12 protein-coding genes and 1 rRNA gene are annotated in these 17,066 nt (G+C 39.5%); 12 read left to right on the top strand and 1 reads right to left on the bottom strand.

The window, feature by feature from the left end; genetic code table 11:
- Nucleotides 1-119 precede the first annotated feature (119 nt).
- A complete protein-coding gene (locus MKZ02_RS16165; protein WP_340854530.1) occupies nucleotides 120-1,055 on the bottom strand; it encodes a YitT family protein in 936 nt (311 codons plus the stop codon).
- A gap of 440 nt (nucleotides 1,056-1,495) precedes the next feature.
- Between MKZ02_RS16165 and MKZ02_RS16160 the strand changes: the two genes are divergently transcribed.
- From MKZ02_RS16160 to MKZ02_RS16105, 12 genes are all read left to right on the top strand, one after another.
- On the top strand, nucleotides 1,496-2,308 hold the full coding sequence (locus tag MKZ02_RS16160; RefSeq protein ID WP_340854529.1) for a TrmB family transcriptional regulator: 813 nt from the start codon (nucleotides 1,496-1,498) through the stop codon (nucleotides 2,306-2,308).
- Nucleotides 2,309-2,371: 63 nt separating this feature from the next.
- Complete coding sequence (locus MKZ02_RS16155) at nucleotides 2,372-3,250, top strand: DMT family transporter (RefSeq protein WP_340854527.1); 879 nt, start codon at nucleotides 2,372-2,374, stop codon at nucleotides 3,248-3,250.
- Nucleotides 3,251-3,672: 422 nt separating this feature from the next.
- Nucleotides 3,673-5,664, top strand: coding sequence for an alkyl/aryl-sulfatase (locus MKZ02_RS16150; RefSeq protein ID WP_340854526.1), 1,992 nt, complete (start codon nucleotides 3,673-3,675; stop codon nucleotides 5,662-5,664).
- 326 nt (nucleotides 5,665-5,990) lie between these two features.
- Complete coding sequence (locus tag MKZ02_RS16145) at nucleotides 5,991-7,229, top strand: MFS transporter (protein ID WP_340854524.1); 1,239 nt, start codon at nucleotides 5,991-5,993, stop codon at nucleotides 7,227-7,229.
- Nucleotides 7,230-7,351: 122 nt separating this feature from the next.
- Entirely contained in the window at nucleotides 7,352-8,257 is a 906-nt protein-coding gene (locus MKZ02_RS16140) for a LysR family transcriptional regulator (protein ID WP_120037508.1), read from the top strand.
- 177 nt (nucleotides 8,258-8,434) lie between these two features.
- Nucleotides 8,435-9,607 (top strand): acyl-CoA dehydrogenase family protein, encoded by a 1,173-nt coding sequence (locus MKZ02_RS16135; RefSeq protein WP_340854522.1) that lies wholly within the window; start codon nucleotides 8,435-8,437, stop codon nucleotides 9,605-9,607.
- A 26-nt stretch (nucleotides 9,608-9,633) separates the two neighbouring features.
- Complete coding sequence (locus tag MKZ02_RS16130; protein ID WP_340854520.1) at nucleotides 9,634-11,208, top strand: class I adenylate-forming enzyme family protein; 1,575 nt, start codon at nucleotides 9,634-9,636, stop codon at nucleotides 11,206-11,208.
- Between the two features lie 102 nt (nucleotides 11,209-11,310).
- Complete coding sequence (locus MKZ02_RS16125; protein ID WP_340854517.1) at nucleotides 11,311-12,141, top strand: sulfite exporter TauE/SafE family protein; 831 nt, start codon at nucleotides 11,311-11,313, stop codon at nucleotides 12,139-12,141.
- A gap of 196 nt (nucleotides 12,142-12,337) precedes the next feature.
- Nucleotides 12,338-13,519, top strand: coding sequence for an iron-containing alcohol dehydrogenase (locus MKZ02_RS16120; RefSeq protein ID WP_340854516.1), 1,182 nt, complete (start codon nucleotides 12,338-12,340; stop codon nucleotides 13,517-13,519).
- A 131-nt stretch (nucleotides 13,520-13,650) separates the two neighbouring features.
- Nucleotides 13,651-14,427 carry an enoyl-CoA hydratase/isomerase family protein gene (locus MKZ02_RS16115; protein WP_340854515.1) on the top strand — a complete coding sequence of 259 codons (777 nt, stop codon included), beginning with the start codon at nucleotides 13,651-13,653 and terminating at the stop codon, nucleotides 14,425-14,427.
- A gap of 66 nt (nucleotides 14,428-14,493) precedes the next feature.
- On the top strand, nucleotides 14,494-14,886 hold the full coding sequence (locus MKZ02_RS16110) for an acyl-CoA thioesterase (RefSeq protein ID WP_120037519.1): 393 nt from the start codon (nucleotides 14,494-14,496) through the stop codon (nucleotides 14,884-14,886).
- A 429-nt stretch (nucleotides 14,887-15,315) separates the two neighbouring features.
- Nucleotides 15,316-16,869: ribosomal RNA gene (locus MKZ02_RS16105) — 16S ribosomal RNA — on the top strand.
- Nucleotides 16,870-17,066 lie beyond the last annotated feature (197 nt).

Here is a 17,066-nt window from a genome sequence, read left to right as displayed (position 1 = left end):
AACAGTTATTTAAAAAACGATCTCCTGATTGCATGGTTTTTTAAATAGCTGTTTAATATTAATATGACTTCACTTCAAATTTTAATTTCTTGCAGCCCGTACCTGTGATCATATGTGGATTAAAACCTTTCAATGATTACATCCATCATTTTAGATGCAATGTAATAGGCTATTAATGAATATAACGCTCTATCCCAGCTAAAGATAAAACCTGCACTGCAAAAAATGAAGAAATTTATAAACATAATGATCTTGCCAACAGAAAAAGAGATTCTTTGGTTAAGCAAAATCCCCAAAATTTCTGTCCCATCAAGAGATCCACCGTACCGGATTACTACTCCAACACCAATCCCTAGGAAGGTTCCTCCCAGAACCGATGCTAACAATAGATTTTCAGTTGGAACAGGTACATTGTAAAGAAAAAACGTTCCGAACGATAATATACCTATCCCTAATAAGGTTGTTAGTACAAATTTTTTACCGATTTTTTTATAGCCTAGATAGAGAAAAGGAAGGTTTAAAATCAATAGAAGCAATTCTAATTTCAAATCTGTTAAATAGGATATAATGATTGAAATACCGACGATCCCACCATCAATAATATGATTCGGCACTAAAAAAATCTTTAATCCGAGAGATACAAAAAAAGCACCTAACGCAACAAACAAGGCGTGCATCATTCGTTCGGCTTTTGGTAACTTGCTTCGTTCCAACTGACCATCTTCCAGCGGCACATACTTTATCAGTATAAGTGCTGGTAATAAAAATCCAACGCTCCCCTCAAAAAAAGCGACCAATCTAGACCAGCCAATTGGAACGATGCCTCCATAGACACCGTAGAATAAGGTCGTTGCACTTAATTGCAGGGAGTTCAATAATTTTTCCAAGAGTAGTTTCTTATGATCGTTGAATGGAAAGGGGGCGATTAATGATCCTAAACCCAAGAGATCTAAGAGGAAGTAGATAAAACTAAATGTGACTAAAACATTTATATAAAGAAATAAAAAAATGATTAATATATAAATTTTTCCTTCTCTTTGTATATGTGAGAACATCTAGTCGCTTTCCCCTCTCATTTGATAGACAAGTCATTGTAAATTCTATGATAGAATTTTTATTCCTAATACTAGGATTGATGAGAGGAAATTCTCTGCAATTGGAGGGAAGCCTTAATGTGTTTTTCTAACCTGTTCTCCAATGGCTTATGATGTTTAATAAAGTCTGTATGAATTTTTTACTAAATGAAATAATTTATCTTTTTTAATAAAAGAATCAAGCAATTATATAGAAATAAAGCGTATTTTGAGCCAGCTTTTTTAAAAATACGCTTTTTTTCTTGCGTTCTTTTATCCATATTTATAATAGTTTCTTCATCAAACCTTATTAGAAAGTACAACCGTTTTGAATAAAAAATCCATTAACTATCTGAAACTATAGACTTTTCTGTATAAAGAATTTATAGTAGTTTTAAGACTAACTACTAACGGGAGGGTTTATGGAAGAAAAAGCGATTGTTGAATTGCAAAAGCTCGGATTTTCAAAATATGAGTGTAAGGCCTATATAGGCTTATTGAAATCACCTGCGATAACTGGCTATGAATTAAGTAAGCGTTCGGGCGTTCCGCGGTCAATGATTTATGAGGTGTTGGGGAAATTACTTGATAAAGGAGCTGTTCAAACAGTTCCTTCGGATCCCATTGTCTATCAACCTGTTGATCCGAAACGGTTGCTTTCTCGTCTGAAAGAAGAGATGAATACATCGTTTGAATGGTTAGAGTCTTCTCTTACAGTGTTAGAGAGTGATCAAAAGATGGATGTGGTCACTAGAATTGTCCAATACGAGCATATCGTTCAAGAAATGCTTTCGATGATTCAATCAGCGAAAAAAGAGATCTGGCTGTCCATCTGGGCTCCACTTGTGAAAGAGATTGAAAAGGCTGTTCGGGAGAAAGAAGGAACGATACCGATTTTTACGGTTTTGTTTGGGGCGGAAAATAAGACATTAGGACACACGTATCACCATAACTATATGGCTCCAGGCATTGTCAGTAAACGCATGAATGGCTATTTAACTATTCTCATTCGAGATGAAGAGGAAGCTCTCATTGCTAAGTTTAGCGACAAAGGTTCAGAGTGGGCGGTGAAGTCGACAGATCCAGCTCTTGTTCTTGTAGCTACCGAATATATTCGGCATGACATTATGGTGGAAGAAGTCACAAATGCGTTCGGCCCTGAAAAGCTAGAAGCGCTGTGGAAATCGCGAGAGGATTTGATTCATGTAATGACAGGAAAAAACAGCTTAACATAAAGCTGTTTTTTCATCACAAAAATAATAGTCGTTATGCTTATAACGACTTAAGGGACGGATTAGATGTATGCAAAATTAAAGTTTGCCAGCTCTATGGCTATATTTGGTTCAATTGGTCTATTTTCAGAAAAAACCGGTCTGCACTCGATAGAGTTAGTTTTTGTGCGTTGTCTTTGTGCAAGCATTCTTTTAGGAGCAATATGGGTTTTTAGCAAACGAAAAACAAAACAACAAAAGCAAGCGCCTATCCCTCGTCGAGAGTATCTACTTGCCTTATTATGCGGGCTATTTCTTATCATAAATTGGGTCTTTTTCTTTCGTTCTTTAGAATTGATGCCTATTACTGTAGCAGTGTCCATTTATCATTTAGCACCGGTTATTGTGCTCCTTTTAGGCTCTGTTATTTTTAAAGAAAAAATAACTAAAATAGGATTGCTCTTTTTCTTTGTTTGCTTTTTTGGCACATTATTAGTTGGAGGAATCCATCAACATACTACTCTTGATGGTTTCTTCGCTACCGGTATTTTATGGGCATTTGCAGCGGCTTTTTTCTACGCCCTTACTTCCATTACGGGAAAGGGAATTCAAGTACTTAGTCCAGTGTCAACAACGGTTATTCAAACAAGTTTAGGTGTTTTATTGTTGATGCCGTTAGTAGATTGGACAAGTTTTATACCTCTTACCTTCACAAACTGGTGTTATATCCTTGTGACAGGATTTATTCATACTGGATTTGTGTTTTACTTATTTTTCAGTAGTTTGCGTGAATTAAAGGCTCAAACCATCGCTCTTTTAGTCTTTGTAGATCCGGTTGTTGCCATCTTGCTTGATGTAACCCTTTTACACTATCGTCCGGATGCTTACCAGCTGCTTGGAATCATTCTGGTATTTGTGGGAATCAGTTATTCTCCTAAAAAAGAAGAAGAGTTAGAAAAAGCGTAAATGTGTTCGCTCAAACTATTAATCCAGCGCTTGTGGTGGAGTGAGTTGAAGTGATAAGGGCAAGGAAGAGATAGGCAAAATGAAGAGGAACGCGATCGTCATAATTCATGCGTTCAGAGCAAAAACTTTGATGAAAGCCTTAAGGGGGACAAACCTTAAGGCTGAATTTGTTGAGAGTGTTATTTTGGGCGACACTTTAAGCGGAGATGCAATCAGCTATTCACTTCATTAATAAGCATGAGTTCTGACAGATATATTTAGCTCATGTATCAGTAAAACTGAAGTCACCATTAAAAATAGTAATTTTACTTAAGGGTAATTCAATTATAAAATTAGTTACAATTATTAGAATAGTCTAAAAATAGCTTTGCGTTTAAAAGAACAAAGAGGTGCTTGCTGATTAAACAAGAAAGGGGAATAAAATGCTTGGAAAATCTTTTGTCAAGGGGATTGTTTCCGTTCCAATTGTTTTGGTTTTATTAGCCGGATCTTCCGTTATAAAGGCTGCATCTGATCAGCCGCTGCCGGCAACTCATTCAACTATTTTAGCAAATAAGGGCGTTTATAAACAGTTGGATTTTGCGGATAAGGAAGATTTTAAGAATGCACATAAAGGATTTATTGCACCTTTAAATAAGAATCCTATTAAAAACTCAAAAGGTAACGTAGTATGGGACAGCAATCAATATTCATTTATTAAAGAGAACCAGCCAGCGAGCTCTACCGTAAATCCGAGCTTGTGGAGACAGGCTCAATTACAAAATATTTCAGGCTTATTTAAAGTAGTGGATGGCGTTTATCAAGTTCGGGGACAGGATTTATCGGTGCTTACCATTGTGGAAGGAAAAACCGGATTAATCGTTTTGGATGCGCTTTCTACAATTAAAACAGCTAAGGCAGCCATGGAACTGTATTTCGAGCATCGCCCCAAGAAAACAGTAAGTGCCATTGTTATCAGTCATAGTCATGTGGATCACTTTGGCGGTATAAAAGGCATTGCCCAATACGCGGAAAATCCAGCAAAAGTGCCTATTATTGTCCCAGCAAAATTTAACGAAGAAGCGCTGAGTGAAAATGTTCTCTTAGGTAATATCATGTCTCGGCGTGCAGGTTATATGTTTGGCAACCTTTTGCCTGCTGGTGAAAAAGGGTTCGTTACTTCCGGTATTGGCCCGGGGCTAAGTAACGGAACTTTTAGTTATTTGCCTCCAACAATGGAAGTAAAGAAAGATATTCAAACGGTAGAGATAGACGGAATAACGTTTGAATTTCTGTTGACTCTGGACTCAGAAGCTCCATCCGAAATGCATTATTATATTCATGACTATAAAACGCTGGTGACAGCCGAAAACACAGGGCATACATTACACAATATTTACACATTAAGAGGGGCTAAAACGAGAGATGCCTTAAAATGGGTAGAAGCATTGGATAAAACAGTGGACCTATACGGAAGTAAAGATATAGAGGCTATGGTTACCGCTCATTCTTGGCCTGTATGGAATAAAGAGCGCATTTTAGAACAGTTGAAAAGCCAACGTGATTTATACAAGTATATTCATGACCAAACTATCCGATTGGCTAATTTGGGCTTTACGCCGGATGAAATTGCCGAAAAGCTAAAGCTTCCTGAAAAGTTAGACAAATCCTGGGCTAATCGAGGTTATTATGGAACGCTGAAACATAATGTTAAGGCTGTATATAACTATTATTTAGGATATTTCAACGGTAATCCGTCCGACTTAGATCCCTTACCTCAAGAGGAATCGGGAGAGAAATATGTGCAATATATGGGCGGGGAAAAGAAGGTTCTTAAGCAGGCAAAACTTGATTATAAGAAAGGAGAATACCGCTGGGTAGCTCAAGTCTTAAAGCATGTAGTCATGGCGAATCCCAATAATATAGAGGCAAAAAACTTATTGGCTAAAGCTTATGAGCAGCTAGGATATATGGCTGAATCCTCTGTTTGGCGTAATTTCTATCTTACCGGCGCCGAGGAGTTAAGGAATGGTGTAGCAGACTCGAAGGGAACGGGTGGAATGATGAATCTGGATACACTGCTCAATATGCCAGTGGATGATTTTCTTAAATTTTTGTCGATTAAATTAAATGGAACAAAAGCAGAAAATAAAAATATGGTGTTTAACATTACATTTACAGATTCACAAGTTAACTATGTAATGAATCTAGAAAACTCCGTGTTAAATTTCAAAAAGGGGAAGGTAGCATCCAAACCTGATACAACATTAGTGTTAGATAGAGTAACCTTCTACATGATTGCTTTAGGGAGAGAGAATTTGTCTGAAATGGAAAAAGCGGAGAAGGTTTCTGTTTCTGGCAGTAAGGAACGCTTCGAAAATTTCTTGTCTTTACTCGATCAATTTCACCCTAAAGTTAATATCGTTACCCCATGATGGCGGCTGCTTTAGATTATTTATAAAAAATAGCTTACATTCGGTAAAAAGGATGGATGACCACTATTGATTCCCGCGAGTTTAATTCTTAACCTCGTGGGCTTGAATTTAATCGTTAATTCTGCAGCCATCCATCCCTGTTTTCATAAATCCACTCACCGTTCTTTAATTAAATCATCCTGCTTGATAACAGAATTGAAAATCAATAAGGTGAAAAAATATTCAACCTTTGACAATTTGAAAGCAATTGTAAGCGCTTCCTGTGAAGGCTTGAAACAGCGCGTTGCCAATATAGATAGAAGTCTTTAAAACTGGAGGGATGAGGAATGCAGTTGTATGTAAGCAAGAAACGAAAATTTATTATCAGTGGTCTCTTATTTATTGGGATGATTTTAAGCTTTTTTGATCGAGTGGCCATAAATGTCGGTATTATTCCTATTACAGATGAGTTCCATCTCAATACGTCTCAAACGGGTTTGCTAATCAGCATATTTTTTGTTAGTTATTCTCTAATGCAGCTGCTTGGTGGGTGGATGACCGATAAATATGGAGCTCGAGTGATGATTACGGTCTCTTTATTTAGCTGGTCTGTATTCACGATGATGACAGGGTTTGCGTGGTCATTTCTATCTTTATTATTCGTTCGTTTTCTGTTCGGATTAGGAGAGGGGCCTTTCTATCCAGCCAGTATGTCCACGATAAGAGAGAACTTTCCAGAAGAAGAACGGGGCCGGGCCAATTCCTTTTTCTTGTCTGCTCAAAATATTGGGGGAATATTAGGTACTGCTCTTGCTGCTTCCATGGTAGCTGCGTTCGGCTGGAGAGGCATGTTTACTATTGCGGGGGTTTTAGGGATTTTAATTTCTTTTGGTATTTGGTTTGTTCTCAAGCCTCAAAGCACAAAAGAGGTTAAGCAATTCAATAAAATACAAAATAAAGTTTCTATTAAGTTATTGTTTAAAACCGAAAATATTTGGAAACTCATTACGTTCAAATTTCTATCTAATATTATTAACTATGGTCTAATATCATGGATGCCTATCTATTTAGTTAAGGAAAAAGGGGTCGAGTTGGTAGCCGCCGGAGGATTGTTGGCGATTCCTTATATTTTTGGGTTTTTAATGTTTAATGTCAGCGGGTGGCTGCTGGATAAATATATGGCTAATCGTGAAAAATATCTTGCTGCTGCAGGCGCCTTATTATCGGCAATTTTTCTCTATTTAATGTCTAACGCCACATCTATAGCACTTATCATCACCTATCTTACTCTTAACTCCATAGCGCTCTCTTTCTTTGGAACCGTTCTTTATACAATTATTATAAAATATGCTCCGAAAGAAGTTACCGGTTCTGCCTCTGGACTTGTAACTTTTGCCGGGCAAATTGCCGGTGGTGTTTCGCCTTTGGCTATTGGCCTAATTATTCATCTATTTAATAACTCCTACAATGCAGCTTTTTGGTTTTTAATGATCGTAGCGTTACTCGGAACAGCAGTGGCCATATCTATCAAAAACAATCCAACTCAACCGGCAAAACCATACGAAAAAACAACTACCATAGTATAAAACTAGAAAGAGTATCCTATTTAGCGTAGATGGTTTAAACTGTTCTAATCTTCTTCTCTAAAATTGAAAGGGTTTTCCGTTAGAGATATGATATTGGTAGCAGGATAGAAGGAGAATGAGCCATGAATATTGAACAATTAGAATACATTATAAAGGTAGCCGAGGTAAATTCAATTTCCACAGCTTCAGAAAAACTCCACATTTCTCAGTCTGGAATCAGCATGGCTATTACAAGTCTCGAAAATGAATTAGGTATCAAAATCTTCAAGCGATCACGATTAGGAACCATACCTACAGAAGACGGAAAAGAAATTATCCAAAAAGCTCATGAGGTATTGAGCAAGCTGGAGGAAATTAGAGACAGTGCGCAAATGCACTCGGATACAATGGAAAAAGAGCTGCGTCTATCATCCACACAAGGTTTATTTCTTACGATTTTGCCCAAATCCTTAGCCTTATTTAAAAAAAAGTACCCTGAAGTAAAAATTATGATTGAAGAAAAAGGGGGACAAGAAATCATCGAAGATGTATTAAATGATAAAATTGACATCGGCCTATTAAATATTCCACCGCTTAAACCAAAGGAAAGTGAGTTGGAATTTCAACCTTTAATGGAAGCGAAAGTAATTGTGTCAGTCAGCAGGAACTCTTCTTTAGCAGGCCGAAAAAGTATAAGCCCCGAAGAACTGCTGAACGAAGACTTAGTCGTCTACAATGGACCAAAAATGAAAAGGTTTATTAAAGAATTTTTTGCTCGTTACGGCGAAATGAATGTTTTGTTTTTCACAAATAATACAGAGATTATCAAAAAAACAGTCGCTGAGGGATTAGCCATTTCCTTTTCTTATGATATTGGAATGAATAGTGATCCCTATTTTCTAGGCGGAGAACTGGTAGCTATTCCTTTAATAAATCTAGAAAACAATTCAATGGAACTGGGCTACGTTCGCTCGAAGAAGCAATATTTTTCAAAGGCTGCTAAGGAATTTATCAAATGTCTCGAATTTTATACTACTCTTAAATATTAGTTTCCTATGTTGAAGGGAAACTAATATTTTTTTATCTTTCATCAATATTTTTTATGTACTTATCATATTTTGTTATTTTACTTAAATGAAATTTATATTTAAAATTAATTATTATAATATTTAAAACTTTTAAATAGTTGGTAGATTCTACAAAATAAAAATCGAAAGGGGAAGCCTATGTTAACGACGCGGGAAGAAGAATTAGAGATACTTCAAACAAAGTTGCAGCATTTTATTCAAAATGAATTGCTTCCGTATGAAAAGAAGCAAGGGTTAAATGCTGAAGAGGATATTCCGATGGAGGCTATTCAGTGGGTAAGAAAGCGATCAAGGGAATTGGGCTTTTACGGCATTAATCTTCCTGAAAAGTATGGAGGGCAGGATGTTAGTTTAAGAGGGTTATGTATGCTTAAGGAAGAATTGGCGCGTTCTGGAGCTGTTTTATGGGGGCAAGTGATTGGCGAGATTGGTGGACCACTAAGAATCGGCCAGATGTTGGAAAGCTTTACAAAAGAGCAGATCGAAAAATATGTGTTGCCCGTCGTATCTGGAGAAGCTAGCTGCTGTTTTGCACTGACAGAACCAAATGCTGGATCGGATGCTTTTGCTATTGAAACAACAGCTGTTAGGGACGGTGGCGATTATATAGTAAATGGGAAGAAGCACTTTATTAGTGCAGCTCCTTATGCTGACTTTGCTATTGTCATAGCCAAAGAATTGCAGGAAGGAGAAAAAGCAAGGATTACCGCTTTCTTGATAGATAAAAAAACATCCCAGCATTCAGGGTTTGAACTGGGAGATATTCAAGTTCCCCTATCAGGAGAACGAATACATGCTGAATTGATTTTCAAGCAATGTCGAGTACCTGCCGCTAATATCATCGGAGAACCAGGAAAAGGGCTGCTGCTCGGATTGAAAAGAATAAACACCAATCGCGTTTCACATGCAGCGGGTTTTGTTGGAATGGCTCAACGTCTTCTCGATTTATCTATTGATCATGCTAAAACGAGAGTGCAACACGGACGGCCTATCAGTGATTTTCAAGCAATTCAGCACATGCTCGCGGAAATGGCAACGGAGATCTACGCAGCGAGGTGTATGGTCTATGATGTGGTTGAAAAAATTGACAGAGGAGAGGAAGAGAGAGCCGGTGCATCTATGGCTAAGTTGTTTGCTTCAGAGGTGAATAGTCGTGTGGCTGATAAAGCTATCCAAATTCTTGGCTCTAAAGGATTAGTGAAAGGGCATCCGGTAGAAAAAATGTATAGAAGTGCGCGGATGTATCGAATTTTAAGTGGAACCTCAGAAATCCAAAAAAATACGATTGCTAAGGCACTATTGAAAAATTAAGAGCTCTTTTATGGAGGGGATAATGAATGTGGGATAAGGTAACATTTCAATCACTGGTGTATAAAGGAATAAAGCGATTTGGCGAACTGCCAGCCATTACTTTGCTACCGAGTGGAGAAACGATAACTTATAAAGAGCTATGGAACAAGATAGAACGGATTTCTTCTTACTTACTTCGCTTAGGTGCCGGAAGAGGTATTCACATAGCGACTATTATTCCAAATAGCTTGGAAAGTGTGATGTTTGGTTTGGCTGTTCAGCAATGTGGTGCTACTTTGATACCAATAGGTGAAAAGCTAGGAAAACGAGAAATAAATTTTATTTTAAAAGAAACAAAACCCAAACTGGTGATAATAGCTGCACAGACACACTTTGATACCTTCCTCGAATATTTAGAAGAAGCAAAAGAAGAAGGTGTTCATATCATTGGCCTTCCTGAATTTGGTCATCATTATCCGGAAGGGTTTGAACAGTTCCAATGGCCCGAAGAAATCAAAGATGTAGACTTGCCAATTGCTAAGGAAGAAGATATCGCTCTTCTATCCTATACAGGCGGGACAACCGGTACGCCTAAAGGAGTAATGCATTCTCAGCAAGGATTGGGTGCTGCCATCATTTCCGCTGCTATCGAGGATCCGCTTGACGACCGGGACCGATTATTGCTGAGCACGCCAATTGTTCATTCGGCCGGTTCGTTGCTTTGGAGATCTCTTGTGTCAGGAGTGCATATTTATGTGATGCGATCATTTAATGCGGAAACGTTCATACAAGCCATAAAAGACCATGAGATTACGACCACCTTTATGGTGCCGACTATGTTATATAGGCTTCTCGATCAGGCAAGGAAGATTGACTATGATATGAGCTCGATGCGCAGCATCTTCTATGGAGCGTCACCAATTTCGCAAAAGCGTTTAAAAGAAGCTTTCGAGGTATTTGGACCAATTATGCGTCAGCAATACGGAATGACAGAATGTAATATTGTCATTACAAGACTATCGAAAAGCGCTCATATTTGGGCTTATCATAACAATGCAGAGGTGTTGAAGAGCTGTGGGAAGCCATGCCTATTTACTGAAGTTCGTCTGATTGACGATAAAGGAAACGACGTAAAGCCGTTCGAGCTTGGAGAAATTATCGTAAAATCACCAGCGATGATGGTGGGTTACTATCAAAGACCTGACCTTACCCAGGAATCCATTCGTGACGGCTGGTTCTACACCGGGGATATTGGCAGGTGGGATGAAAACGGTTACCTTTATATTGTAGATCGGAAGAAAGATATGATCATTACAGGTGGAATGAACGTATATTCTTCAGAAGTGGAACGAGTAGTGAATCAGCACCCCTCTATTGCATTAAGTGCGTGTATAGGTGTTCCCCACCCAGATTGGGGGGAGGCGGTATGTATAGTTGTATCACTGCGAGAAGGATTGACCTGTACTAGCGAGCAATTAATTGATTTCTGCAAACAAAGAACCTCCAAATATATGATACCTAAAGTCGTCCATTTTCTTGATAAATTTCCATTAACACCGATTGGGAAAATTGATAAAAAGGCATTAAGAAAGATGTTTGCAGAAGGTATTTTAACTATCTAGGGGAGTTTTCTTAAAAGAAGGTTTGACTAAGCGATATGATGACTGCCTCTCTCGGAATATTTTGTTTTGGTTAGATCTTTACTCTGTTTAAGGAGAGAGAATATGGTTACTACAACAAGCTTGTTGCTTTTCATTATTGGAATCATCGCCGGGGGATATGGAACAATTGTTGGGGCTGGAGGGGGATTTATATTTGTTCCCGTGCTGTTAATTGTCTTTCAAATGGAACCTACAGTTGCAGCAGGTTCTGGCTTGGTATTGGTATGTATTAATTCCATAGCCGGAGCAATAGGATACGCGAAAAAAAAGATGATTCATTACAGAATAGGGGCTGCTGTGGGAATGGGCGCGTTGCCTAGTTCTATTGTGGGTGTCTGGTTCCTGCAATCCTATCCTTCTAACTTTTTTTATATCCTTTTTGCCAGCATTTTAATTGCATTAGGCTTGTTTTTATTAGTTAAAAATGTGCCAATTCGACTCAACAGAAAAGAAGCTCTAGTAGCTAGCTCCAAGGGGAAATCCGAACACTTATCTATACGAAATAAAAGCATGGAGCCTTCCTTGCAAAACCCCGCTCGTTTAATGATTATACAATTACTAACAGTGGGTTTTTTTATCGGAGTATTATCCAGCTATTTGGGAATAGGCGGCGGCTGGCTTCTTGTTCCAGTCTTAATTTATTTATTTCATATTTCACCTCACCAGGCAGCTGCAACCTCCGTCTTTTCTATATGTTTATACTCTTCGATTGGGGGGTTCTTTCAATTCTTATATGGTCATGTAGATTGGGAGATAGTTATTTGGGGAGGGATAGGAGTGACCATTGGAGCGCACCTTGGAGTAATTTCAGCCCAGAAACTGCCAAGTAAAATGATTATCCAAATGTTATCCATATTGCTAATAGTTATCGGGTTTCGTATGTATTTAAATTAAAGGTGCATAGGCTAGTCGCTTAGTAAAAGAGAAGAAATAAAAAGTGGCTCCTTTGCCTTGGAGATTTCGTGCGATTGGCGAAGGGCAGCCTAAAAGTCGGTGGCTTCCATCTTACGGAAACGGCTTTGTTGTAGTTTCTTTATTAGAAAATTTTATCCTGGAATGGTTGCGTATGATAAAAGAGGTGAGGGAGTTTATGCCAAAGCAGTATAGCTTTATTTCTCCTATCGAAATCCATTTTGGAGAGAAATCGGTACAAAAGCTCGAACGGATTTTTCGAGAGCTCAAGAGCAAAAGCGTATTTTTAATTTGTGATCCTGTTGTTTTAAAGTTAGGGCTTGTTAAAAGTGTAATAGACATCGTTATGAGAAACAACATTGCTGTTAAAGTTTGTGATCAAGTAGAGCCAGAACCATCTATAACACTAGCGCAACAATTTCTTGATGAGATACACCAAGATCGTTATGACCTTGTAATTGGGATAGGCGGTGGCAGTGCACTAGACTTAGCTAAGTCGGTAGCGGTGTTGGCTGCTCACGAAGGAAGGGCAGAGGAGTATTTAAACTTAACACAGCAAAGAAAGATTTCAAAAAAAGGCATTAAGAAAGTGCTGATTCCTACTACCGCTGGAACGGGTGCGGAGGTAACGGACATTGCGGTATTTAGCGTGAATGAGACAAAAGATGTTATTACTCATAAATATTTACTTGCGGATTACGTAATTGTTGATCCCGAACTAACATATTCACTGCCACAGCAAGCTACTGCTGCAAGTGCTGTAGATGCATTTACTCATGCCATTGAGTCCATTACTTCAAGGTTTTCTAATCCGCTATCCAATGCTTTTGCGAAAAATGCGCTAGAGCGGATTTACCAATGGATCCGAGTAGCTGTTTGGAATGGGGATGATAGACTTGCTCGTCAACAATTATCACTCGGCAGCCTGGAAGCAGGATTAAGTTTTTATAACGCAGGAGTAGCAGGAGTACATGCTTTAGCTTACCCGTTAGGAGGACAGTTCAAAGTAGCGCATGGAGAAGCGAATGCGGTGTTGCTGCCATATGTATATGCGAATATTTGGCCGTCATGCGTGAGGCAGTTAGCCGAGGTAGGCCAGATAATTGGATCTTATTCAACTGGGAAATCTGAACGTGAAAATGCCAAAAAAGTTGTACAGTCGCTATATGATTTGGTTAAGGATTCAGGCTTGCCACTTTCTCTTTCTGCTTATGACGTGAGGGAAAAGGATTTAAAAAATTTAACAAGACATGCACTTTTACAAGAACGATTATTAGAAAGAAGTCCTAAAAAGTTAACAGAAAAGGATATTTATGAAATTTATACAAACGCATATACTGGAAGGTTAATTTTAGAATAAGGGGTTAAGAAAGGTTTGTATCTAACAACTCAGATTACGAAGAAGACCGTTAAAAAGCAAAAGAAATCCTACGATAGAAAAACTGCTCAAGACTTTTATTTCGATAGTAAATAATCAAGGGGGGGATTATTTTGTATCAAAACATTCAAGTATACATACAGGAGCAAATTGGAGTTATTGAAATTTATCGAGAGGAGGTTTTGAATGCTTTAAATAATGAATGCATTCTCGATATTCGTGATGCGCTTTATTCCTTTAAATATGACGATGAAGTGCGTGTTGTCATTATTAAAGGTAGCGGAGACAAAGCATTTGCCGCAGGGGCAGATATAGAAGAACTTCAACATTTAGATCATCTTGACGTCATGACTAATGAAGGTATCCACGACCTCCTAAACGAGCTTGAAACATTTGAAAAACCGACTATCGCGATGGTAAATGGTTTTGCTCTAGGGGGAGGATGTGAATTAACACTAGCCTGTGATATTCGAATCGCTTCAAATAATGCAAAGTTCGGGTTGCCAGAATTAAATCTTGGCATTATACCGGGAGCTGGAGGCACACAAAGATTATTACAGCATATAGGACTCGGAAACACACTTTATTTGATTTTTACAGGAAACATGGTCGATGCGGCAACTGCACAACAAATGGGTTTAGTAAGCGCTGTAGTAAACCAGCAGGAGCTTGAAAAAGAAACATTTAACATAGCTAAAAAAATAATAAGTAAAGGACCGGTAGCCACGAAATTTGCAAAATTGGCCATTAAATCTCAATCTCGAGCAGCATTGCAAAATAGTCTCCTTATTGAAAAACTGGCACAGTCGGTGTTGTTTGCTACTCAAGATAAGCAGGAAGGTATGGAAGCATTTTTTAAAAAGCGTAAGCCAGAGTTTAAAAATCAATAAGATGAAACGGTACATAGTAAGACAATGCGAGTAGAGGAATGAATAATAAATAAAAGAGAGATAAATATGTATACAACAACGCTTACTCCCCGAATTTCTGAAACAGATGCTGTAGGGCATATTAATAACACTACTATTCCAATCTGGCTAGAAGCCGGGCGTCATCAAATCTTTGCTTTGTTTAACCCGGATCATAAATTTCACGATTGGAAAATGATCATTGTTAAGACAACGATTGAGTACAAGGAGCAAATCTTTTTTGGGGTGGATATTGAAGTTTGCTGTTGGGTAAAAAGGGTTGGCCATACTAGCTTGGAGCTGTATGAGGAAATTTGGCAGGCAGGGAAAAAGTGTGTAATTTCTTCTACTGTTTATGTGAATTTTAATAAAGAACATCAGCGGAGCGAAGCAATTCCTTCTTCACTTCGCATGGAATTAGAACAACATTTACTTATATGAAAGCATGTAAAATAAATAGTGAATTTTTTCAATAAAACGAAGTAGCTTATAAAGATAAATTTACCGGGGGAGGGCTTTTTATATTACTAATGATTGGCCCTATTTTTTGTAGGGCTTGTGTGATTTTTGCCCTATCTTTATCGGAATGATTGCTACCATTTGCTCTAAATCAGCCATAAAAATCTATTATATGGATATTTAAAAAAGTTGTTGACTGCGTATTTAAGAGAATGATATATTAATATTTGCTGTTAAAGCAGCTGATTTGGTAGAAAATATTTTTTTGAAAGTCATTGACATTATGTTGGATAAATGTTAAGTTAAATAGGTCGCTAAAAACGACTCAGATGAAATTGATCTTTGAAAACTGAACAAAATACATGCCAGTAAGTTAATTCTTATTTTTAAAACATGAGCAAGTCAAACATCTTTTTGGAGAGTTTGATCCTGGCTCAGGACGAACGCTGGCGGCGTGCCTAATACATGCAAGTCGAGCGGACTTGACGGAGCTTGCTCTGTTCAAGTTAGCGGCGGACGGGTGAGTAACACGTGGGTAACCTGCCTGTAAGACTGGGATAACTCCGGGAAACCGGGGCTAATACCGGATATTCTTTTTCTTCGCATGAAGAAGAATGGAAAGGCGGCTTTTAGCTGTCACTTACAGATGGACCCGCGGCGCATTAGCTAGTTGGTGAGGTAACGGCTCACCAAGGCGACGATGCGTAGCCGACCTGAGAGGGTGATCGGCCACACTGGGACTGAGACACGGCCCAGACTCCTACGGGAGGCAGCAGTAGGGAATCTTCCGCAATGGACGAAAGTCTGACGGAGCAACGCCGCGTGAGTGAAGAAGGTTTTCGGATCGTAAAGCTCTGTTGTCAGGGAAGAACAAGTACCAAAGTAACTGTTGGTACCTTGACGGTACCTGACCAGAAAGCCACGGCTAACTACGTGCCAGCAGCCGCGGTAATACGTAGGTGGCAAGCGTTGTCCGGAATTATTGGGCGTAAAGCGCGCGCAGGCGGCTTCTTAAGTCTGATGTGAAAGCCCACGGCTCAACCGTGGAGGGTCATTGGAAACTGGGAGGCTTGAGTGCAGAAGAGGAGAGCGGAATTCCACGTGTAGCGGTGAAATGCGTAGAGATGTGGAGGAACACCAGTGGCGAAGGCGGCTCTCTGGTCTGTAACTGACGCTGAGGCGCGAAAGCGTGGGGAGCGAACAGGATTAGATACCCTGGTAGTCCACGCCGTAAACGATGAGTGCTAAGTGTTGGAGGGTTTCCGCCCTTCAGTGCTGCAGCTAACGCATTAAGCACTCCGCCTGGGGAGTACGGCCGCAAGGCTGAAACTCAAAGGAATTGACGGGGGCCCGCACAAGCGGTGGAGCATGTGGTTTAATTCGAAGCAACGCGAAGAACCTTACCAGGTCTTGACATCCCGCTGACCGGTCTGGAGACAGATCTTTCCCTTCGGGGACAGCGGTGACAGGTGGTGCATGGTTGTCGTCAGCTCGTGTCGTGAGATGTTGGGTTAAGTCCCGCAACGAGCGCAACCCTTGATCTTAGTTGCCAGCATTCAGTTGGGCACTCTAAGGTGACTGCCGGTGACAAACCGGAGGAAGGTGGGGATGACGTCAAATCATCATGCCCCTTATGACCTGGGCTACACACGTGCTACAATGGATGGTACAAAGGGCTGCAAGACCGCAAGGTTTAGCCAATCCCATAAAACCATTCTCAGTTCGGATTGCAGGCTGCAACTCGCCTGCATGAAGCCGGAATCGCTAGTAATCGCGGATCAGCATGCCGCGGTGAATACGTTCCCGGGCCTTGTACACACCGCCCGTCACACCACGAGAGTTTGCAACACCCGAAGTCGGTGGGGTAACCCTTACGGGAGCCAGCCGCCTAAGGTGGGGCAGATGATTGGGGTGAAGTCGTAACAAGGTAGCCGTATCGGAAGGTGCGGCTGGATCACCTCCTTTCTAAGGAAATTGTGAACCGTGCCAGGCTTTTAGCCGCACGTAGTAGCAACAGAGAACGCTGTTCTCACAAACGAATTAACGGCATTGTTTTTTGTTCAGTTTTGAAGGATGAATTCCTTCTCTATAGGTAAGCAACTTTGTTCTTTGAAAACTGGATAATATCGTATAAAAGTAACCAAGCAATAACCGAGTAATCG

This window comes from Pseudobacillus sp. FSL P4-0506 (assembly GCF_038003025.1).
In the GTDB taxonomy this organism is placed as follows: Bacteria; Bacillota; Bacilli; order Bacillales; family Domibacillaceae; genus Pseudobacillus.
The sequence above is the reverse complement of the archived record's forward strand: the minus strand, read 5'-3'. Positions and strand labels throughout refer to the sequence as shown.

What these genes read in the sequence shown, in the direction of transcription:
- MKZ02_RS16145 (WP_340854524.1), top strand. Translation starts at nt 5,991, where the DNA reads ATGCAGTTGTATGTAAGCAAGAAACGAAAATTTATTATCAGTGGTCTC.
- MKZ02_RS16150 (WP_340854526.1), top strand. Translation starts at nt 3,673, where the DNA reads ATGCTTGGAAAATCTTTTGTCAAGGGGATTGTTTCCGTTCCAATTGTT.
- MKZ02_RS16135 (WP_340854522.1), top strand. Translation starts at nt 8,435, where the DNA reads ATGTTAACGACGCGGGAAGAAGAATTAGAGATACTTCAAACAAAGTTG.
- MKZ02_RS16165 (WP_340854530.1), bottom strand. Translation starts at nt 1,055, where the DNA reads ATGTTCTCACATATACAAAGAGAAGGAAAAATTTATATATTAATCATT.
- MKZ02_RS16110 (WP_120037519.1), top strand. Translation starts at nt 14,494, where the DNA reads ATGTATACAACAACGCTTACTCCCCGAATTTCTGAAACAGATGCTGTA.
- MKZ02_RS16130 (WP_340854520.1), top strand. Translation starts at nt 9,634, where the DNA reads ATGTGGGATAAGGTAACATTTCAATCACTGGTGTATAAAGGAATAAAG.
- MKZ02_RS16160 (WP_340854529.1), top strand. Translation starts at nt 1,496, where the DNA reads ATGGAAGAAAAAGCGATTGTTGAATTGCAAAAGCTCGGATTTTCAAAA.
- MKZ02_RS16125 (WP_340854517.1), top strand. Translation starts at nt 11,311, where the DNA reads ATGGTTACTACAACAAGCTTGTTGCTTTTCATTATTGGAATCATCGCC.
- MKZ02_RS16120 (WP_340854516.1), top strand. Translation starts at nt 12,338, where the DNA reads ATGCCAAAGCAGTATAGCTTTATTTCTCCTATCGAAATCCATTTTGGA.
- MKZ02_RS16140 (WP_120037508.1), top strand. Translation starts at nt 7,352, where the DNA reads ATGAATATTGAACAATTAGAATACATTATAAAGGTAGCCGAGGTAAAT.
- MKZ02_RS16155 (WP_340854527.1), top strand. Translation starts at nt 2,372, where the DNA reads ATGTATGCAAAATTAAAGTTTGCCAGCTCTATGGCTATATTTGGTTCA.